The organism is Cyanobium sp. BA5m-21 (assembly GCF_024346235.1).
Taxonomy (GTDB): Bacteria; Cyanobacteriota; Cyanobacteriia; order PCC-6307; family Cyanobiaceae; genus Cyanobium_A; species Cyanobium_A usitatum.
On sequence record NZ_JAGQCO010000010.1, the window covers coordinates 27,835 to 47,660 of the forward strand.

A 19,826-nucleotide genomic window follows, 5' to 3' on the forward strand; every position below is an offset into this window, starting at 1 on the left:
TAGATGGGGCTTAGGTGGATGGTGTCGCCATTTGCGTTCCACGCCTAGGAGGATCCATGGAGCCAGTTGCCCCGATTACCGGCTTGCCCTACCGGCTGCGCTGCACCCTGACCTTTGGCGATATCTACGGGCAGATTTTGATCTGGATGCTGGTGATCTTCGCCAGCCTGGCGGCTGGCTTGGCCTTGATGGGGGCCAGCAAGCCGATCTTTGCCCTTGTGGGTGTGGGCCTGATCCTGGTGCTTTCCCTGCCGTTCCTGCTGTTCGCCTTCACCACCACTCTCCTTAATCACATTGCCTTTGAGCCCGACGCGGCAACTAAAGGGACTCTCTAGGCTCCGATTTCATTGCAATTAGCAGCGTGTTCGGCCTGTTTCAGGGCACCCCTCAGGCCCAAGCTCCCCACGTTGTACTGGGCACCCCAATTGATGCAGCCATAAAGGGCGGCCAGTCAGAGGTGGTTTTCGGTTGCGGCTGCTTTTGGGGAGCCGAAAAGGGCTTTTGGCGCCTGCCTGGCGTGGTTACAACAGCCGTGGGCTACGCCGGTGGCTCAATCCAGCAACCCAGCTACGACCAAGTCTGCTCTGGACGCACGGGCCACAGCGAGGTTGTGCGGGTGGTCTGGGATACGGCCCTAATCGATTTCAGCGATTTGCTGAAGCTGTTCTGGGAATGCCACGACCCCACCCAGGGGAATCGCCAGGGCAATGATCGGGGCAGCCAGTACCGCTCGGTGATTTATGCGGATGATCCTGGTCTGGTGGCCCTAGCAGAGGCCAGCCGCGACGCCTACCAGGCCCTGTTGAGCAGCGCTAGCTTTGGGGAGATCACCACTGAGCTGCGCAGCAACCAAACCCTTTGGTACGCGGAGCCATATCACCAGCAATATTTAGCCAAACCCGGCAGCCGTCCTTACTGCTCGGCCCAGCCAAGCGGCCAAAGGCTCGGGGAATTTGCGGGCTCGGCCTACAAGCTCGATCCACGGGTGTGGTCTTCCTATGACTGGACGGTGGCCCACTGCGTGTTGCGGGGGGAGAATGCCCCAATTCAGCTGGCCTGAGCATGTCCATGCCGCTGCTTGCCCTCGCCTTGCTCTCAATGGGGTCGCCCTGGTGGGAGGACTACGGCATCACCGAACAATTCATCTGCCCCGATCAGAGCCGGGTCACCCTGGAGCGCAATGACGCCCAAGCCTCCCTGCTCACCGGACGCTTCCGCTCCACCGTGTTTCGCGAGGCCTCAGACCTACCAGGCATCCGTTATCGCAACGAGCAACTGACCTTGGTGCTCAGGGGCGATGTGCTGACTATGGAGCAGCAATTCAGAAGGTTGGAGTGCCTGCGCACGGACCAGGTATGAGCAGGACAGCGCTGTGAACCCCTTACCGGATCGCCTGGTGATTCTTGGGTTGTTTATCACCCTGGGGCTCTGCTTTGCCCTGATCTTCTGGAGCGTCAAACTGAACCCGAAGTCCGAACCCCAGCTGCAATGGCGCGATAGGCCCTCCGGTCAGCCGTCCGGCAGGTTGAACGACCCCAAGGCCCCCCTGCTGTGAGCAAGCTCGAGCCCAGGCCACGCAACCGCCCCCTGCATCCTCTGCCTAAGGGGCTTGTGGAGCTCTATGGGTTGCTGGCCGTGTTGTTTGTGCTGGTGCCTGAGTGGATGGCTGGCGGCGCCCTTCTGAGCTTCTCAGCCAATCGCAAAGGTTCGGACCTGCCTGCGGCCTCAGCCGTATGGAGCCGCTTGCCCGAATTGCGGCTGGCAGGCCTGGGGGTCGGTGAACTGCGGCAACTAGCCCGTCGCCTGCGGGTTCCTGGGTATGCAGTTTTGGGACGGGAGCGACTCACAGAACGGCTGATACGCCGGCTGAAACAGCGCAAAGCGCTGTGGTAACTTCGATCTGCCGGGGCGTAGCGCAGCTTGGTAGCGCACCACTTTGGGGTAGTGGGGGTCGCAGGTTCAAATCCTGTCGCTCCGATTTCGACATTTCACCGATTACCAAGGTGACCTTCTTCCATGCCGGCTTCCCCAGCCGGTTTTTTTATGCGCCATTCCCGGGCGCTCATGCCGCTTCTGAATCGGCCTTCACCCTCTGCACCTCAAAAGCCAGGGCCTGGGCCTGGCGCTCGCTTAGTCGACGACTCCAGGCACCTCGCACCGGTTCATTCCAGCGAAAGCCTGCCTGTTTGGCCTTATGCCGTTCGGCATAGGGAAGATTTGCCCGATAGAGCAGCTTCGGCTCCGTAGCTGCAGCCAGTAGGCCTTCGAGGTTGTCGCAGCGCTCCAACACCTGAACTAGGTAAGTGCAATCGGTAAGGGCCCGATGGGCAGCCCACACCGGCACCCCGTAGGCCAAGGCCAGATCGCGCACCGAAGGGGACGTCCTCAGGTGTCGCTCAGGCGGCCACTCGATATCGTCCATCGAGCAGATCCATGGCTTGTCAATAGCCGGCAGCGGTCCCAGCCCAAACCACTTGGCATCAAAGGCTGCGTTGTGGGCGAGCACCGCATCGGCCCCGGCGAGCAGGGCAAGGAAATGCTGGAGGCCGGCCTGCCAGGGCTGGGAAAGTCTGGTCACTTCTGCAGCAATGCCATTGACATGTTCCGCCGGGTTGGCAGCAGCTGGCAAAAGAAAGGAAACCTGGCTCAATACCGACCTGCTGGGTACATGAAACAAAACTGCTCCGACCTCGATGCACTGGGCTGAAACCGGCTCCAGACCCGTGGTCTCCGTGTCCAGGATCAGCAGGTTGATAGGTGTTGATCGCGGTTGTGGATCGCGGTTGGAAGGGCTGGGATCACGAGCCACAACCTGCTTGGGCTGGGCCGCTGGGCTCAAGGCCGGGGTTGCACTCACCAGGCTCAGCAGGTCGCTCTGCTGCCAGAGGCTTGGCTGTTCCTCGATCGGGCCAGTCACATCTGCCTGCGTCGCTCAACCCATCGTCCTAGCCCACCGCTAGAAAACCAGCTACGACCTGGACTACGACTACGGCAACCAGGACAGCTGCCTAGGGTGAAAACAGTTGCCCAATTTGATTTAGATGGCACTTGCCGCCGGAGATCGAGCCCCCCTAGTTGCCCTTAATGATCAAAATGGTGAGGGGCACCGCAGCGATCAGCTAGCCGGCAAGGCATTGGTGCTGTTCTTCTATCCAAAGGACGACACCCCAGGCTGCACCGCTGAAGCCTGTGCCTTCCGTGACAGCTACGCCGACCTTCAGTCCCTGGGAGCTGAGGTGTGGGGTGTCAGTGGCGACGACCGGGCCAGCCACCAGCGCTTTGCCAGTCGTCACGACCTGCCCTTCCCGCTCCTGGTGGACCAAGGCAACGCCCTACGCAAAGCCTTCGGAGTGCCAAATGTGCTTGGGTTGCTGCCAGGCCGGGTCACCTACGTGATCGACCGCGAAGGCGTAATCCGCCATGTGTTTAACAACCTCCTTGATGGCGCAGCCCATCGCAACGAAGCGCGGGCGGCCTTACAACGCCTCGCCCTCTGACCATGACGCTCTGGCGGCAGCGCGGCGATATCTGGCAACTGGAGGCCGAGCGACCCAACCGCGGCACGGTCGAATTCATCGGCGGCAGTTACCTGGCGGCGACCCCCCAGCTCAGCTACCGCCGGCTTCTGGAGGCACTGGCGGCTAGGGGCTGGCGGATTAGGGCCTGGACCTATGTGCCTGGCTTCGACCACCAGGATCAGGCCAATACCGCCTGGCGGCGGTTCCGTCAGCTGCGTGATGCGGATGGTGAAGGGGGCGACTCCAGCAGGCTGGTGTTGCGACTTGGCCACAGCCTGGGCTGCAAGCTGCACCTGCTGGCACCTGATGGGGGGCGGGGGGGCGCCGGCCTTGTGGCCTTGAGCTTCAACAACTTCTCAGCCGAGCGCTCGATACCACTGCTGGCGGAACTCGGTCAGCAGTTCAACTTTCGCAGCGAGTTCAGCCCCTCACCGGAGGAAACCCTGCAGCAGGTGGCTCGAACCTATCTCCAACCCCGCAACTTAGTGGTGCGCTTCAACCGGGATCAGATCGACCAAAGCAAACGGCTGCTGGGGGTTCTGCAAGGTCGTAGTGGAGATGCCAGCCTGCTGAGGGAATTCCCGGGGGATCATCTCGCCCCCGCTAGCGCGGGGCTGCGAAAGAGCCTGCTGGGCCAGTGGGCCGACGATCCCGCTAAAAAAAGATCCCTGGATGGCATCGCAGCCGCGGTTGATGCTTGGGCCAGCGCGGCCTAGATGCTGAGCCGTCCCTACGGGGGTAGACAATTGTGGGTAACAGTCGGGGGCATACTCCGACGCAGGAGCCAGCCTCAATGGTCACTTCGATGGTTGCTGAGAGCTGGGTCCAGGTAGGCGCCTCTTCGTTAAACGACACCGGCCAGGCCCTTGAGCAGTCACTACAGGCTCTGCATTGCCCCCAGGATCCCAAGCTGATCGTAGCCCTGTTTGCGCCAAATTTTAATCTGGCGGCGATTGCCGAGCAGCTCCATGGGACCTTTCCCCATACGCAGGTGATTGGTTGCACAACATCTGGTGAAATCACCCCTGGCGGTGCGGTGGCCAATGCCCTGGTGCTGTGGGCCTTGGGAGGCTCGGCAATCGAAGTAAGTACTGGTTCCGGCCAGGGTGATGCGCAGGGCCTGCGCCAGGCTGCAACCGAGGCCGCCCACTGCCTGGACCATCTTGAGCAACGGGCCAATACGGTCTTGATCGTGCTCTCCGATGGCCTTTGCGGTGATCAAATGGATGTGGTGCGCGGCGCCTACGACGTAGCTGGAATAGACGTTCCCCTGGTGGGAGGCTGCGCCGGCGACTATCTAGCGATGAGCCGAACCCGGCAGATCCATGGCCGTAGGGTTATGACTCAGGCAGTGGTGGCAGCAGCAGTTAGTTCCGACCGCCCCTTAGGCATCGGCGTAAGCCACGGCTGGACCCCAGCAAGTGACCCTATGTTGGTCACTGGGAGCAAGGGAAACATTCTGTCGACTTTGGAAGATAAGCCAGCACTAGATGTATACCTCGATTTCTTCAATCCGGAAGATATTGTTCGGACCGACCCTGCCGCATTCGCCAATTTTGCCGCGACTCACCCCATTGGAATACGCCGGCGCGATAAAATCGAGATGCGTCACATCACCGGCTTCAACCTCGATAGGCGAGAACTGATCTTGGTGGCAGAGGTTCCCCAGGGAGCATTGGCCTTCCTCACTGAAGGCAATTTCGACTCTGTTCTTAATGCGGCAGCCCAGTCCTGCATTTCGGCTGTCGAGGCCCTAAACGGGTTTCCGCCGGCTGGCTTACTGCTATTCGACTGCGTCTCACGAAGGGCAGTATTTACAGAAGAGCGCGTACATGAAGAAACTGATTTAATCACCAGCAGTTGCGGAGCCGTACCGATGGCAGGGTTCTATACCTATGGAGAAATTGCCCGCACCAAAGGCGCAGGAGGCTTTCATAACCAAACCCTCGTAACACTGGCGATCGGCTAATGGAGACCTCCTGGTCCCTGCACATGCTTTCGGAGATCCTCTCAGCTTTCTCCACGGAGGATCCAGACAATCTCCGCAATGTGCTCAACCGGGTGGCTGAATCAGTTGATGCCGAGGTGGCCGCAATCATCTGCGATCAATCAATAGACTGGTGCATAGGGCTATCAGACGAGGATCAGCAACAGCTTCTGGGGGAGTTAATCAACCAACCAGGCGATATCACTATTCGTTCAGGCATCCTCCGCACCTGTTGGGCTCCTATGGGTCCAATGGACATGCTGTTTGTGGGCCGCCTCGGTGAACGTTTTGACTTGGAGGAACGGTCCCTGCTGCGAGCTATGGGCCGTAGCATCGAACTAAGTATAAAAATACTAAGGGCTGTTACATCGGAAAGACAGGCGCGTAAGGACGCCCTTCTTCAAGCAACTCATGACGCCCTTACTGGTCTGCCCAATCGGCGCATGGTGCTGGATCGGCTGCAGGCAGCGATTGATCATCTGTCAGTAGATAACTCCCTTTTTACAGCGGTGCTTTTTATCGATATAGATCGCTTCAAGTGGATCAACGATGCCCATGGACACAGCGCCGGCGACCAACTACTAATTCATGTCAGTCGTGTCCTAAGACACGTGGTTCGCCATGACGATCTAGTCGGTCGTCTATCGGGAGATGAATTTATCGTTGTCACCCGTACAAGCCACCGAGATGATGCCAGTCAATTGGCCAGCCGGATTATCGCGGAAATCCGTCAGCCCCTAAAGGTTGCTGGCTCAGAACTCAGCCACACCGTATCGATCGGCATCAGCTTTGCCCAGCTAGGAGATAGCCCATCAACTCTGCTGGAAAATGCGGACATGGCTATGTATCAGGCAAAGGCCTTAGGCCGTGGTCGCCACTCAACCTTTCATTCGACCATGCGTCTGCAAGCCCAACAACGTCTCTCGCTAGAGGAGTCCATCGGCAATGCGGTGCAAAACGGGGAAATCAAACCCTTTTTACAACCCATCTTCCGCCTCGTTGACGATACCCTCACGGGCTTTGAAGCCCTGGTTCGCTGGGAACATCCCCAACTGGGAGTGCTGATGCCCGCCGCCTTTCTGGAACAAGCCGAGGACAGTGGACTGATCCAGGAGATCGACATGTGTGTGTTTGCGAGCGCCTGCGCTGCTATCGCCAGGTGGCAGCAGATTCATGGCCTAGGCAATCTGAGGTTGTCTTCAAACCTGTCTGCCCGCAGTCTTGCCGACCCACGGGTGAAGGTACGCATCAAAGAAATACTAGAATCAACAGGAATCAATCCGGCTAGTGTTTACCTAGAGATTACAGAAACAACTCTTGTTGATGACATTGAATCGACAACGGCCACTATCGACGCACTGCGAGATCTTGGCCTACGACTGGCGATTGATGATTTCGGCACGGGGTATTCATCATTGCTATACCTAAAGCGCTTCCCGGTAGGGGTTCTTAAAATTGATCGCTCATTTGTGAGCGGATTGGGAAAGAATCCAGAAGATGAGGTTATTGCAACCACAATTCTCACTCTCGCCAAGGCTCTCGAACTGGAGGTAGTGGCTGAAGGAGTGGAAAGGGAGGCCCAGATGAATCGCATGCGCGAATTGGGTTGTGATTACGGCCAGGGATACTGGTTTGGACGTCCGATCAGCATTGAGTCAACGGACGTCGCCTTCATCGAACCGCTTCGCCTGGCCCCCTTAACCCCCTAAACCCTTAGGGCATCGAGTACGGAACGGTCCTCCAAGGTGGAGGTGTCACCAGTCACTTCCTGGCCAGAGGCCAGGGCCCGCAGGATGCGGCGCATGATTTTGCCGCTACGGGTTTTGGGCAGGGAATCGGTGAAACGAATTTCATCGGGCTTGGCGATCGGTCCGATCTCTTTGCCCACATGGGCCCGCAAATCGGCAATCAGGGCGTCGTCGCCGCTGCGACCCTCCTCCAAGGTCACAAAGGCCACGATCCCCTCACCCTTGAGCTCATCGGGCCGGCCCACCACCGCCGCCTCAGCCACCGCGGGATGGCTCACAAGAGCACTTTCAATTTCCATCGTGCCGAGTCGGTGACCACTCACGTTGATCACGTCATCAACCCGGCCCATTACCCAGAAATAACCGTCGACGTCACGGCGGGCGCCATCACCGGCGAAATACAAGTAGGAGCCATCTGCGGGTCTGATCTCCTCCCAGTAGCTCTTGCGGAAGCGCTCCGGATCGCCATGCACGGTGCGCATCATCCCTGGCCAAGGCCTACGAACCGCCAGGTAGCCACCGGCATCAGCCGGCTGGGAAACGCCGTCCATGTCGACGATGTCGGCGGCGATTCCCGGCAGGGGCAGGGTGCAGGAGCCGGGTTTCGTGGGGGTGGCGCCGGGCAGGGGACTGATCATCACGCCGCCAGTCTCGGTCTGCCACCAGGTGTCCACCACAGGGCAGCGGTTATGGCCGATCACGTCGCGATACCACATCCAGGCCTCGGGATTGATCGGCTCACCAACGCTGCCGAGGATCCGCAGCGAGCTCATGTCGTATTGATCCGGCACGGCTCGGCCGCTCTTCATGAAGGTCCGGATCGCCGTAGGGGCGGTGTAGAAGATCGTGCAGCGATGCTTCTGGATCACCTCCCAGAAGGCGCCGGGTTTGGAGGGCCGCGGTGCACCCTCGTACATCACCGTGGTGGCGCCATTCGAGAGCGGCCCGTACACGATGTAGCTGTGCCCGGTGATCCAGCCCACATCGGCGGTGCACCAGTGGATGTCTTCCTCACGGATGTCGAAGATCCACTGGAAGGTGAGGTGGACCCAGAGGTTGTAGCCGGCAGTGGTGTGCACCACCCCCTTGGGCTTGCCGGTGGAGCCGGAGGTGTAGAGCACAAATAGGCGGTCCTCGCTGGCCATGGGCTCGGCGGGGCACTCGGTGCTCTGCCCATCCACCAACTCGTGCCACCAGTGGTCCCGGCCGGTAGCCATGGCGCAGTCGCCCTTGATTCGCTGCACCACCAGCACATGCTCAACGCTTGGTGCACCACCATTTGCCGCGAGTGCCTCATCCACCGCGGGCTTAAGGGGCACGGGCTTGTCCTTACGGAAGCCGCCATCGGCGGTGATCACCGCCTTCACCTGGCCATCTATCAGCCGATCCCGCAGGGCATCGGCTGAGAAGCCGCCAAACACCACCGAGTGGGGGGCACCAATGCGGGCACAGGCCAGCATGGCAATGGCTGCCTCCGGGACCATCGGCATGTAAAGGGCAACTAGGTCCCCCTTGCCGATGCCAAGTGCCTTGAGGGCATTACTCGCCTTACACACCTCGGCATGCAGTTGGCGGTAGGTAAAGCTGAGGCTGTCGCCGGGCTCCCCTTCCCAAATCAGGGCGGTCTTATCGGCCCGAGGGCCATCGAGATGGCGATCGAGGCAATTGAAACTCAGGTTGGTGGTGCCCCCTGCAAACCACTTGGCGAAAGGCGGATTACTCCAATCGAGCACCGATTCGAAAGGCTCAAACCAGTGCAGCTCACTACGGGCCAGGTCGCCCCAGAAGGCATCGGGATCACGATCAGCCTTGCTGCATAGGGCCCGGTATGCATCCAGAGAGCCAATGCGGGCCGAGGCGGCCAGCTCAGCAGGCGGCGCAAATAACCGTTGCTCCTGGAGCACCGATTCGATCGTCGGGCCCGTTGTGGCATCAGGCATAGGTGGCAGACAGGCGGTTACTGACGGGCGGTCTCTAAAAGGCGGTCTCTAACGGGCGGTTGCCATAGAAAAATTAAACCAGCTGGCGCCGCAGTCCCAGTCTCCCTGCACCGGCATGTAATGGGCCGTCGTGATGCAGGATAGATACATGGGTCCTGCCGCCTGCCTGTTCGATCTCGACGGCCTGCTTCTAGACACCGAACCACTGCAAGCCATGGCTTGGCAAAAAGCCGCCGCCCACTTTGGTTGCCAGCTCGGTGCTGAACAGTTGCTCAGGCTGCGGGGCCAGCGCCGGTTGGATTGTGCTGCCTTGGTATGCCGCTGGATCGAAGCTTCAGGCTCCAATCCCCCGAGTTGTGAGGCTTTGCTGGCCGTGCGCCAACCCCTGGCCGATGCCTTGGTGCCCACCGCTGCCGCAATGGACGGCGCCGCCGAACTGGTGCAGATGTGCAGGGATCACCAGGTCCCCATGTCCCTCGTCACCAGCAGCACCCAGGACGCGGTGCGGCGTAAGGCTGCACCCCACCGATGGCTGGAGCTGATCCAGGTAAGGGTTTACGGCGATGATCCAGCCCTGGCGGCGGGCAAACCGGCGCCGGACCCATTTCTGCTCGCAGCTAAACGCCTAGGCCGCAATCCCAGCGACTGCTGGGCCTTCGAAGATTCAGCCGCCGGCATCGAGGCCGCAGTGGCCGCCGGTTGTCAGGTGTATGCCCTTCTCCCAAGCGACGCAGATGCCCAAGCCACACCTGCCGGAGTGACCCGCCTCAATTCCCTCAGAGATGTGCGCTGGTAGCTGGCTGAACAGCGTCAGTAGAGGCGACTAAGGACGAAATCAGGCAGGGCCCGCAAGGCGCTGCGCGGTTCGGAGGGGACTAGCCATTCCAAGGCTTGAGCTGCTTCCTGGGCGAAGCCTTCAGCCAAGGCCCTGGTGCGGGGAATGGCCTCGCAACCCCTCACCAGTGCAAGAGCTTGCTCGAGATCACCTTCCTCACAAAATTCGCGTTCAATCAAGCCGGCCAGGACAGGGCGCTCCTGGAGTGCATAAAGGGCCGGAGCGGTGAGATAACCGGAGGCCAGATCGCTTGCAGCTGGCTTGCCGAGCTGCTGATCACTGCCAGTAAAATCGAGAATGTCGTCTACTACCTGGAAGGCCAAACCCAACTGGCGGCCGAAGCGATAAAGATCATCGAGCTGGGCCCCTGGCAAACCGGTAAGCACCCCAGCTGCCCTAGCGCTATTTGCAATAAGCGAGGCTGTTTTGCAGTAGCTCTTTTCGAGGTATGTCTCGAAGCTCTGGCCGGTGTCGTAGCGGAAAAGGCCCTGTTTCACCTCGCCGTCTGCCAAATCCATGATCACCCGGCTGAGCAGCTTCACCACCTCGAGATCATCGAGATTGGCCAAATGCCAGCTGGCCTGGGCAAAAAGGAAATCCCCCGCAAGCACCGCCACTCGATGATTGAAACGGCTGTGCACCGTGTCAACTCCGCGCCGGGTTGCAGCCTCATCGACAACGTCGTCGTGGACGAGCGAAGCCGTGTGGATCATTTCAGTGATCTCCGCCAGGCGGCGGTGGCGGGGCCCCAGCTCACCATCGGGGGCTACTGCCCGCGATAGCAAGAGCACAATGCCGGGTCGCAGCCGCTTACCACCTGCAGCAAACAGATGCTCTGCTGCAGCCTGCAAAATTGGATGGCCAGCTCCTATAAGGCTGCGCAGGTCGGCCAGCAGGGCATCTAAGTCAGCCTCTACGGGCTGGAGCAGCTCTGCAACCGTTGCCACAACACCTCCGCCGTGGCGTGATCCTAGAAGGCTTGCCCCATCGACCGCAGGTCCACCCGCTCAACGGCAGGCCTGTAACCCAACCAGCGGCTAGCCCCGTCGGCAAAGGCCTCCGCAGATCCACTGACGCAGACCCGGGTGCGCTCGGCTGGGGTCACCACCTCCACCGCTGCGAGTTCGCCCTCCGGCATGCCGCCCATGCTTGCCAAAAGGGGCCCTAGTCGCCGTACCGCCGATTCAGCTGGATCAACAAGCCGCACATGGGGAGGCAGCAGGGCCGTGAGCAAGGGGCGCAGCATCGGGTAGTGGGTGCAGCCCAGCACCACCGTGTCTACACCGGCTACGAGTAGGGGCTCCAGGTATGCCTTGGCTTCCCCTATCAGGGCTGGAGAATGGAGATCACCGGCCTCGATGAAGGGCACGAAGGTGGGACAGCCCACCTCGAGCACAGAGGTGTGGGGCCGGCAGGCATGGATTGCCCGCCTATAGGCACCGCTTGCGGCTGTGGCGGGAGTAGCCAGCACCCCCACGCACTCGCTGTTTAGGTCGGCAGCAACACTGTCGATCAGGCCCACCACAGGAACGCCGGCCTCCGCCACGGCCACATCAAGAGCGAGGGCATTGGAGGTGTTGCAGGCCATCACCAGAACTCCGACCTGTTGATGCCGCAGCCAGCCCACCACCTCAGCGGCAATGGAGCGAATATCGGCGACGCTGCGCTGACCGTAGGGAACTCGAGCCGTATCCCCGAGATAAAGGCAGGAGGAATGCGGATAGCGCTCCTGAAGTCTCCGCAGCACCGTGAGGCCCCCCAAACCGCTGTCAAATAGCCCCACCAAAGCGCTCATGGCTGACCCTGTAGGGCGTTAAGAATCCCAGCGCTCAGAGCTAAAGCCATGCGACGACGAAAATTGGCATCGGCGAGGCGCCGGGAATCGAGTTCACCGGTGACAAAGCCCATCTCAACAAGGGCGGAGGGCATCACCGTGCGGCGGATCACGAAAAAGCGTCCGGTGCGCACGCCGCGATCAGGACTGCCAGGGGAAATGGCCACCATTTGCTCCTGCAAGGCCGCAGCCAGGCGACGGGAGGGCGATCCCGCACCCTCAAAGAAAAAGGTCTCGATGCCGTTCACATCGGGACGGGCCATGCTCAAGGCGTTGGCGTGCACGCTCACAAACAAATCGGCACCGCTGCTGTTGGCCAGGGCCACCCGGGGAGGCAGGTCAACGTCCACCTCAGAGATGCGTGTCATCAACACCTGGACGCCGCGGGCCTGCAATAGCCGGGCGATTTGCAGACAAACATCAAGCACTACGTCGGTTTCCCGTAGGCCACCAATGCCGACGGCACCTGGATCGGGGCCCCCATGGCCAGGGTCGATCACCACCTTGAAGCGGCCCCGGGGCACAACCGGCAAGCCATCGGCGGAGAGGGGCGTAGCTGCGGTGGGGAAGAAGGTCTGCTGATCGGCGCCAAAGCTGGCGACAGCATCGAGGTCTCCCTCGCCGAGGCCAAGCCCAGCTTGGTTGCCAAGACCCGGCAACTCCATGCGCCAGCGGTCGCGGGAGGTGCCCACCAGGCGCAGGCCAGAGGGATCGAGCTGGGTACCTGGCGCAAATTCCAGCACCAGGCGGGTTGTGAAGCCATCTGGACGACCAATCCGTACCTCACGCAAGGCACCACTGCCTCGCACAGTGCGTGTGCGCGATGGGGCACCGGGCAGGTCTACCCAGATCCGGGGGCCCCTAAAGCCAGTACCAGCCTCAAAAAAGGCCTGGGGGCGTACATCGATACTGGTACGCAACTCCAGCTGACCGCTGCGGGAAACGCGCCAGGCCGCGAGGGAAGAAGCCCAGGCCGGTAGATCGGCCATCAGCAAAGCAACCGCTGCCAGAGCAGCACTCCAGCGGAATTTGACGGACCAGGGCATCGGGACAGTCAGAACAGGGCCGGCCGGCGGTGCCTCAGGCTGGGCATCTGGGCCCTCACCCTCTGGGCATGGCCCGGATCAATCGGGGCAATGGCAGCGCTGACACTTACGCCGGCATCTGCCAGCACCGTGCCCCAAGGGTCGATTACCAAGGCATGGCCGTGGCTCTGCCTGCGTCCGTAGTGCTGGCCCGTTTGGGCGGGGGCGACCACGTAGGCAGTGTTTTCAATCGCCCGGGCCTGCAGCAGCACCTGCCAGTGGTCCTTGCCGGTAAAAGCGGTAAATGCTGCGGGCACAAACAAAACATCAGCCCCTGACTGGGCTAGGTGGCGATAAAGCTCAGGGAAGCGAACGTCGTAGCAGATCGACAGGCCAATCCTGCCAAGACCGGGCACATCAACTACAGGGGGCAGTTGGTCTCCGGGCTGCACCGTGGCCGATTCCCGATAGGTGTTGCCGTCGGGTAAGTCGACATCGAAGAGGTGAATTTTGTCGTAGCGAGCCAGCAGCTGGCCCTCCGTTCCTACTAACTCAGCGCGGTTGAAGGTTTGCCCCGGTCCAGCTGGGACGGGAAAGCCCCCACCTAACAAGGTCACTTGATAGCGTCGCGCCATCGTGACAAGGAAGCTGCTGCAGCGCTCCGCCAAGGATGGGGCCAGCTCAAGGCGCTGCTCGTCCTCCCCCATGAAAGCGAAGTTTTCGGGGAGCCCAACCAACTCAGCGCCGCGACGGGCAGCCAGCTCGATCTGCTCTTCCGCTGAAGCGAAATTCGCATCCGGATCCGGGGTGCTGGTGAGTTGCACAGCTGCCGCCAGAAAACTGCCCACTCATTGCCCCAACCAGACCATCAGACTTTAAGGGAAGTGCCAAGAGGCGGTTCGCGCAGCTGGGATCAACTGGCCTTAAGCACCCCGGGTTCGGCCTGGAAGGGCACTAGTTGCAGGGTGTCGACAGCTGCGCAGCAAGCAAAATCGGCGTCATGGTCGCCGAGGTTGATCAGGCGCTGGCCGTGACTTGCAGTGCGCAGGCAGGTCTCGGTATCGAGGTGCCACTGCTGCCAGAGAGCAAGGGCCGCCAGCATTTCGTCGTTGCCGAAGCTCACACCGATATGGGGAGCCACCGCCATCTCAATCGCCGCAGAAGCAACGGCACCAGCAGCGAGGCTGTCTTCTAGGGAGTAATCGCCCTCCCAGCCACTGCCCACGATCCAGACCCGGCAGCACTCCTGATCAAGCAGACGCCGTGCAACGGCGGTGCGGTTGGGGAGACAGGCCGTCAGCAACAGAGGCACCGACTTGACGGCCGCTAAGGAGCGGGTGCCATTGGTGGTGCTCATGAATATGCGTTTGCCACCCACCAGCTCGGGGGTTACCGCAAGGGGAGAGTTACCCAGGTCGTAGCCCGCCACCCTCTGGCCGCCACGCTCACCGGCATGCAGTCGCTGCTGCGCCGGCCAGGCAGCCGCTGCAGCTTCAAGCTCCTCCAAGCTGGCGAAGGCCTCGATCGCCTCAGCTCCGTTCTGCAAGGACCAAGCAATCGTGGTCGTTGCCCGTAGAACGTCGATAACTACGGCCGCATCGGGCCCACCCTCCGCCAGGGACCTGACGGGTGGCACGCATTCAGAGGAGTGGAAGTAGGAAATTTGCACAGCCGCGGCCCCAGTTCAGGTGCGTCACAGTAGTCACCGCTCATAAAAGTCGATGCCGAATAAGGGAATTAGTCAACGCAGTCGCCGGGATTTGCGCGGCTTCATCGACCTCCTGGAGCAACGGGGTCGGCTGAGGCGCATCACCGCGCCGGTGGATCCAGACCTGGAGTTAGCAGCGATTGCCGACCGGGTGCTGGCAGCTGGCGGCCCGGCCCTTTTGTTTGAAAATGTGATTGGCTCCACCATGCCGGTGGCCGTGAACCTGCTGGGCACCCAAGAGCGGGTGCTGTGGAGCATGGGCATGGAACAACCAGAGGAGCTGGAACAGCTCGGCGAGCGCCTAGCGCTGTTGCAGCAACCCCGCCCCCCCAAGGGGGTCCGGGAGGCGGTGCGCTTTGGTTCGGTGCTGCTGGATGTGCTCAAGGCCAGGCCCGATCTCGACCTAACCCCCCCCTGCCACCAGCAGGTGTTTAAGGGCGAGGCAGTGAACCTTGACGCCCTGCCCCTGCTGCGGCCCTGGCCCGGCGACGGCGGCCGGATCATCACCCTGGGCCTGGTGATCACCAAGGATCCAGAAACTGGCACACCCAATGTGGGCGTGTACCGGCTTCAACAACAGTCGGCGAACTCAATGACCGTGCACTGGCTGAGCGTGCGCGGTGGCGCCCGCCACCTGCGCAAGGCGGCGGCGATGGGCAAAAAGCTTGAAATCGCAATTGCCATCGGCGTGCATCCGCTGCTGGTGATGGCGGCCGCCACGCCGATCCCGGTGCAGTTGAGCGAGTGGCTTTTTGCTGGCATCTACGCCGGCGAGGGCGTCCGGCTCGCTAGGTGCAAAACAGTGAATTTGGAGGTGCCGAGCCACAGTGAAGTGGTGCTGGAAGGCACTATCACCCCTGGCTCTGAGCTGGCTGACGGACCATTTGGCGACCACATGGGCTTCTACGGCGGCGTCGAAGATTCGCCCCTCGTCCAGATCCAGTGCGTCACCCAGCGACGTGATCCGGTGTACTTCACCACCTTCAGTGGCCGGCCCCCCAAGGAAGACGCCATGTTGGCGATCGCCCTAAACCGCATCTACACGCCGATCCTGCGCCAACAGATCCCTGAAATCGTCGATTTCTTTCTGCCGATGGAGGGGCTCAGCTACAAACTGGCTGTGATTGCCATCGATAAGGCCTATCCAGGCCAGGCCAAGCGGGCGGCGATGGCCTTCTGGAGCGCCTTGCCCCAGTTCACGTACACCAAATTTGTGGTGGTGGTGGATAAAAGCATCAACATCCGCGACCCGCGCCAAGTGATCTGGGCGATCAGTGCCCAAGTGGATCCGCAGCGGGATTTGTTTGTGCTCGAAGACACCCCCTTTGACAGCCTCGATTTCGCCAGCGAGCGCCTGGGCTTGGGCGGCAGGCTGGCGATCGATGCCACCACCAAGATCGGTCCAGAGAAGCGCCACCCCTGGGGCGAACCGCTTAGCCGTCCCGCCGAGCTGGAGTCCAGGCTCGATGCCCGTTGGGCCGAGCTTGGCTTGGCAGATATCGGTAAGGAGGAGCCAGATCCAGCCCTATTTGGTTACACCCTGGAGCACGTGCTGGAGCGGCTGGCAGGGCGGGCAACGGCTAAGGCGTGATGCTTTCTCGCCAGGCCAGCCATGCTCTTAAGGCCCTGTTGGAGCTGGCAGCAAGGCCCTTGGAGTGGCAGTCAACCCACACGCTGGCCACAATCCATGATCTACCCGAACCCATGCTGGAGCAGCTGCTCCTGCGCCTACGCCGAGCCGGGCTGCTGGATGCGAGGCGGGGGCGGGTGGGGGGGTACCGACTTAGCAGGCCAGCCCGGGACATTTCAATGGAGCAGATTTTTGCAGGGCTTGGCGAAGCTTTGATAGTCGGCGAAGCTTTGAGAGTTGGCGATGCTCCGAAAGAAAGTGCGAATCGGTCCGCACCGTCGGAGCCGGCCAGCTCACCAGCCGATCAAGTGACCAATGCATTGCAGCTACGGCTAGAGCGGGTCCGGCAGAAGGCGCTGGCGGAACTCAGTCTCGAAGACCTGCTGTTCGACCTGCGCAGCGCCGTGGCCGGATCCGATGGCGAGGGGGGTGTGATGCTTGGTTGAGCCATGGGCCTCCCCACCGCGGCGCGCTCCATAGGATCGGCCAACTGCCGTCACTGCTTCGTGGCCCATTCCGCCGCTAAATCCGCCCCGCTCAGCCTGGCTGGCGGCAGCACTCTGGTGGGAACCGTGCAGGTACCCGGGGATAAATCAATCTCTCACCGGGCCCTTTTGTTTGGGGCTATCGCCGAAGGAGAAACCCGCATCGAGGGCTTGCTACCAGCGGAGGACCCGCTCAGTACGGCCGCCTGCCTGCGGGCCATGGGCGTGGAGGTATCACCGATTCAGGCCGGCCAGCCAGTGACTGTGCAAGGCGCCGGCCTTGATGGCTTCCAGGAACCTGGCGATGTGCTCGATTGCGGCAATTCGGGCACCACCATGCGGCTGATGCTGGGGCTGCTGGCAGGCCGGGTGGGCCGCCACTTCGTGCTCACTGGTGATGGCTCCCTACGGGGCAGGCCGATGCGGCGGGTCGGAGCCCCCCTTGCCCAAATGGGTGCCCAGATCCATGGCCGCGGGGACGGCAACTACGCACCCCTAGCGGTTATGGGTCAGCCCCTGCGCGGCACAACCATTCACACCCCGGTGGCCTCAGCCCAGGTGAAGAGCGCCATCCTGCTTGCCGCCCTCACCGCTGACGGGCCCACCACCGTGATCGAGCCGGCCCAGAGCCGCGATCACAGCGAGCGAATGCTGCGGTCCTTCGGCGCCGAGTTGTCTGTGGGCGGTGCGGGCAACACGGTGGTGACCCTGACCCCGGGGCAAACGCTCAAAGGTCAAGCCGTGGTAGTGCCAGGTGACATCAGCTCCGCCGCCTTCTGGCTGGTGGCCGGTGCCATCACCCCAGGCGCTGAAATCACAGTGCAGAACGTGGGGCTCAACCCCAGCCGAACCGGCATCCTCGAGGTGCTGGAGCAGATGGGCGCCCAAATAAGCGTGCTCAACCACCGGGATGTGGCCGGAGAGCCGGTGGGTGACCTGCGGGTTTGCCACGGCCCGCTGCAAGCCTTTGATATCGGTGGCGAACTGATCCCCCGGCTCGTGGATGAAATCCCAGTGCTGGCTGTAGCCGCCTGCTGCGCCGAGGGCATCAGCCGTATTCGTGACGCCGAAGAGCTGCGGGTCAAGGAAACAGACCGCCTCGCGGTCATGGCACGGCAGCTCGGTGCGATGGGCGGCCGCATCGAGGAATTCGCAGACGGCATGACTATCAATGGCTGCACCGAACTGCACGGTGCAGAGGTCGACAGTGAAACCGACCACCGGGTTGCCATGAGTCTGGCGGTAGCTGCCGGCATCGCCCGGGGTGACACCCTGCTGCACCGGCCGGAAGCGGCAGCCGTCTCCTATCCGGGCTTCTGGGACGACCTAGCCCGCCTCAAGCAGCAGGCAAGCTGACAGGTAGTCCACGTAGATTCCCGGCCAGTAGTTACCGCCTGACCATGCTCGCCGTCGCCGTATTGGCCGCAGGGAAGGGCACCCGCATGAAGAGCGCCCTGCCCAAAGTGCTCCAGCCCTTAGCCGGGGCCACCCTGGTGGAGCGGGTACTGGCCAGCTGCGAGCAGCTTCAGCCCGAGCGGCGCCTGCTGATCGTTGGCCACCAGGCCGAGCGGGTGGAGCAGCAGCTGCAGGGCCTAAGCGGCCTGGAATTCGTGCTGCAGCAGCCCCAGAACGGCACTGGCCACGCCGTGCAGCAACTGCTCGAACCGCTAGATAACTTCAGCGGCGATCTGTTGGTGCTCAATGGCGACGTGCCGTTGCTACGCCCCCAAACCCTTGCGGCCCTGCTGGAGCAACACCGCAGCAGTGGCGCTGCCGTGACCCTGCTCACGGCCAGGCTGGACGATCCCAGTGGCTACGGGCGGGTATTTGCAGATGCCAACGGCTCCGTCAGCGCGATCGTTGAGCACCGCGACTGCAACGACCAGCAGCGTCTCAACCACCTAACCAACGCCGGTATCTACTGCTTCAACTGGGCCAAGTTGGCCGAGGTGCTGCCCATGCTCACCACCGACAACGACCAAGGCGAGCTCTACCTCACCGATACGGTGGCCCTGCTCCAGCCGGCCATGCACCGAGAGGTGGCAGATGCTGACGAAATCGCCGGTATCAACGACCGGCTTCAGCTCAGCCAATGCGAGACGGCACTGCAGGAGCGGCTAAAGCGCCACTGGATGACTGAGGGTGTGAGCTTTGTCGATCCAGCTAGCTGCACCCTCAGCGAGGACTGCCGATTTGGTCAAGATGTTGTTGTTGAACCCCAATGCCACTTCCGCGGCAGCAGCTCCATTGGCGATGGCTGCCGCATCGGGCCCGGCTGCTTGATCGAAGACAGCAGTTTGGGAGCAGGGGTGACCGTGCTCTATTCAGTGCTGCGCCAAGTGCAGGTGGCTGAGCACTGCGCCATTGGCCCCTTCGCCCAGCTACGCCCCGGCACCTCATTGGCAGAGCACTGTCACATCGGCAATTTTGTGGAAGTCAAAAACAGCAGTCTTGCCAATGGCGTCAAAGTAAACCATCTCAGCTATATCGGCGACGCAGATCTGGGCGCTGGCGTCAACGTGGGAGCAGGCACAATCACCGCCAATTACGACGGTGTGCGCAAGCACCGCACCGTGGTGGGCGCCGGCAGCAAAACCGGGGCAAATTCCGTGCTTGTAGCACCACTGACCCTGGGCGAAAACGTCACCGTTGGTGCCGGCTCGACTATCACCAAGGACGTGCCGGACGGTTCGCTCGCCTTGGGCCGTGCTCGCCAGCTCGTCAAGGAAAACTGGTCCACCCCGCTAAGCCAGCCAAGCCCTCCAGCCCCATAGGCTGCGCCAATCTTCCCCAGCTTTTATGAATCGCGACCGGCGTCCTGCGGCTTCACCAGATAAGGAGGGCTTTCTCTACGAGCCGGTAGAACGGTTTGGCGAGAGCATGACCAGCCCCAAACCCTGGAACAAGGCTGCCCTGGCCGGGGTGGAATTATTAAACGGTCGGATGGCCATGCTGGGCTTTGCCGCAGCAATCGCCGGCGAGCTTCTCACCGGCAAGGGCATGGTGGGCCAGCTGACTGCCATGTTGCATTGGTATTTGGGCTGAAAGCAGAAAGGCCCCGAGTGAACCACCACCCAGGACCTTCGCCCGAAGGCACAACATCGTGAAATGCTGCT

The 19,826-nt window shown here is 61.5% G+C and carries 22 protein-coding genes and 1 tRNA gene; 16 read left to right on the top strand and 7 right to left on the bottom strand.

Translation table 11 applies throughout. The features are described from left to right. Positions 1-56: 56 nt before the first annotated feature. The 6 genes from KBY72_RS04900 to KBY72_RS04925 all read left to right on the top strand — a co-directional run bounded on the left by KBY72_RS04900 (position 57) and on the right by KBY72_RS04925 (position 1,978). Positions 57-335 (top strand): hypothetical protein, encoded by a 279-nt coding sequence (locus KBY72_RS04900; protein ID WP_254961114.1) that lies wholly within the window; start codon positions 57-59, stop codon positions 333-335. Positions 336-361: 26 nt separating this feature from the next. Beyond that, on the top strand, positions 362-1,060 hold the full coding sequence (gene msrA, locus KBY72_RS04905; RefSeq protein ID WP_254961112.1) for a peptide-methionine (S)-S-oxide reductase MsrA: 699 nt from the start codon (positions 362-364) through the stop codon (positions 1,058-1,060). A gap of 2 nt (positions 1,061-1,062) precedes the next feature. After that, positions 1,063-1,359: a hypothetical protein gene (locus tag KBY72_RS04910; RefSeq protein ID WP_254993163.1), complete on the top strand. Its 297-nt coding sequence runs from the start codon at positions 1,063-1,065 to the stop codon at positions 1,357-1,359. 13 nt (positions 1,360-1,372) lie between these two features. Next, entirely contained in the window at positions 1,373-1,555 is a 183-nt protein-coding gene (locus KBY72_RS04915; RefSeq protein WP_254931488.1) for a hypothetical protein, read from the top strand. Beyond that, positions 1,552-1,893, top strand: a complete 342-nt coding sequence (locus KBY72_RS04920; RefSeq protein WP_254931489.1) for a hypothetical protein — start codon at positions 1,552-1,554, stop codon at positions 1,891-1,893. The genes KBY72_RS04915 and KBY72_RS04920 overlap by 4 nt, the downstream gene beginning before the upstream one ends. Positions 1,894-1,904: 11 nt before the next feature. After that, positions 1,905-1,978, top strand: a tRNA-Pro gene (locus KBY72_RS04925). An 84-nt stretch (positions 1,979-2,062) separates the two neighbouring features. Here KBY72_RS04925 and KBY72_RS04930 read toward each other — a convergent pair. After that, positions 2,063-2,917: a 3'-5' exonuclease gene (locus KBY72_RS04930; RefSeq protein ID WP_254961110.1), complete on the bottom strand. Its 855-nt coding sequence runs from the start codon at positions 2,915-2,917 to the stop codon at positions 2,063-2,065. Between the two features lie 124 nt (positions 2,918-3,041). On the opposite strand from KBY72_RS04930, the gene KBY72_RS04935 reads away from it, so the two are divergent. From KBY72_RS04935 to KBY72_RS04950, 4 genes are all read left to right on the top strand, one after another. Beyond that, positions 3,042-3,497, top strand: coding sequence for a peroxiredoxin (locus KBY72_RS04935; RefSeq protein ID WP_254961109.1), 456 nt, complete (start codon positions 3,042-3,044; stop codon positions 3,495-3,497). A 2-nt stretch (positions 3,498-3,499) separates the two neighbouring features. Continuing rightward, entirely contained in the window at positions 3,500-4,234 is a 735-nt protein-coding gene (locus tag KBY72_RS04940) for a DUF1350 family protein (RefSeq protein WP_254961108.1), read from the top strand. A gap of 236 nt (positions 4,235-4,470) precedes the next feature. Continuing rightward, the gene (locus KBY72_RS04945; protein ID WP_254993177.1) at positions 4,471-5,487 is read left to right on the top strand and encodes an FIST signal transduction protein; all 1,017 of its coding nucleotides are present in this window, start codon (positions 4,471-4,473) and stop codon (positions 5,485-5,487) included. Next, on the top strand, positions 5,487-7,214 hold the full coding sequence (locus KBY72_RS04950) for a putative bifunctional diguanylate cyclase/phosphodiesterase (protein ID WP_254993164.1): 1,728 nt from the start codon (positions 5,487-5,489) through the stop codon (positions 7,212-7,214). The genes KBY72_RS04945 and KBY72_RS04950 overlap by 1 nt, the downstream gene beginning before the upstream one ends. On the opposite strand, the gene acs is transcribed toward KBY72_RS04950, so the two are convergent. Continuing rightward, complete coding sequence (acs, locus tag KBY72_RS04955) at positions 7,211-9,193, bottom strand: acetate--CoA ligase (protein WP_254961104.1); 1,983 nt, start codon at positions 9,191-9,193, stop codon at positions 7,211-7,213. The genes KBY72_RS04950 and acs overlap by 4 nt on opposite strands. 133 nt (positions 9,194-9,326) lie before the next feature. Between acs and KBY72_RS04960 the strand changes: the two genes are divergently transcribed. Then, positions 9,327-9,989, top strand: coding sequence for an HAD family hydrolase (locus tag KBY72_RS04960; RefSeq protein WP_254961102.1), 663 nt, complete (start codon positions 9,327-9,329; stop codon positions 9,987-9,989). Between the two features lie 14 nt (positions 9,990-10,003). Here KBY72_RS04960 and sds read toward each other — a convergent pair whose 3' ends face one another. The 5 genes from sds to KBY72_RS04985 form a co-directional block, all read right to left on the bottom strand. Next, positions 10,004-10,975, bottom strand: a complete 972-nt coding sequence (gene sds / locus KBY72_RS04965; RefSeq protein WP_254961097.1) for a solanesyl diphosphate synthase — start codon at positions 10,973-10,975, stop codon at positions 10,004-10,006. 23 nt (positions 10,976-10,998) lie between these two features. Beyond that, complete coding sequence (gene murI / locus KBY72_RS04970) at positions 10,999-11,823, bottom strand: glutamate racemase (RefSeq protein ID WP_254961096.1); 825 nt, start codon at positions 11,821-11,823, stop codon at positions 10,999-11,001. Then, the gene (locus KBY72_RS04975; protein ID WP_254961095.1) at positions 11,820-12,908 is read right to left on the bottom strand and encodes an N-acetylmuramoyl-L-alanine amidase; all 1,089 of its coding nucleotides are present in this window, start codon (positions 12,906-12,908) and stop codon (positions 11,820-11,822) included. The genes murI and KBY72_RS04975 overlap by 4 nt, the downstream gene beginning before the upstream one ends. An 8-nt stretch (positions 12,909-12,916) precedes the next feature. After that, on the bottom strand, positions 12,917-13,735 hold the full coding sequence (locus tag KBY72_RS04980) for a carbon-nitrogen hydrolase family protein (protein WP_254961094.1): 819 nt from the start codon (positions 13,733-13,735) through the stop codon (positions 12,917-12,919). Positions 13,736-13,800: 65 nt separating this feature from the next. Continuing rightward, positions 13,801-14,556, bottom strand: coding sequence for a 2-phosphosulfolactate phosphatase family protein (locus tag KBY72_RS04985; RefSeq protein ID WP_254961093.1), 756 nt, complete (start codon positions 14,554-14,556; stop codon positions 13,801-13,803). Between the two features lie 52 nt (positions 14,557-14,608). Between KBY72_RS04985 and KBY72_RS04990 the strand changes: the two genes are divergently transcribed. From KBY72_RS04990 to KBY72_RS05010, 5 genes are read left to right on the top strand one after another with little or no spacing between them, the layout of a single operon-like run. Continuing rightward, the gene (locus KBY72_RS04990; RefSeq protein ID WP_254961092.1) at positions 14,609-16,186 is read left to right on the top strand and encodes a UbiD family decarboxylase; all 1,578 of its coding nucleotides are present in this window, start codon (positions 14,609-14,611) and stop codon (positions 16,184-16,186) included. Beyond that, entirely contained in the window at positions 16,186-16,671 is a 486-nt protein-coding gene (locus tag KBY72_RS04995; protein ID WP_254961090.1) for an Rrf2 family transcriptional regulator, read from the top strand. The genes KBY72_RS04990 and KBY72_RS04995 overlap by 1 nt, the downstream gene beginning before the upstream one ends. 3 nt (positions 16,672-16,674) lie before the next feature. Beyond that, positions 16,675-18,066, top strand: a complete 1,392-nt coding sequence (aroA, locus tag KBY72_RS05000; protein WP_254961089.1) for a 3-phosphoshikimate 1-carboxyvinyltransferase — start codon at positions 16,675-16,677, stop codon at positions 18,064-18,066. Between the two features lie 44 nt (positions 18,067-18,110). Further along, a complete protein-coding gene (glmU, locus tag KBY72_RS05005; protein WP_254961088.1) occupies positions 18,111-19,484 on the top strand; it encodes a bifunctional UDP-N-acetylglucosamine diphosphorylase/glucosamine-1-phosphate N-acetyltransferase GlmU in 1,374 nt (457 codons plus the stop codon). A gap of 25 nt (positions 19,485-19,509) precedes the next feature. Further along, the gene (locus KBY72_RS05010; RefSeq protein ID WP_254961086.1) at positions 19,510-19,755 is read left to right on the top strand and encodes a chlorophyll a/b-binding protein; all 246 of its coding nucleotides are present in this window, start codon (positions 19,510-19,512) and stop codon (positions 19,753-19,755) included. Positions 19,756-19,826 lie beyond the last annotated feature (71 nt).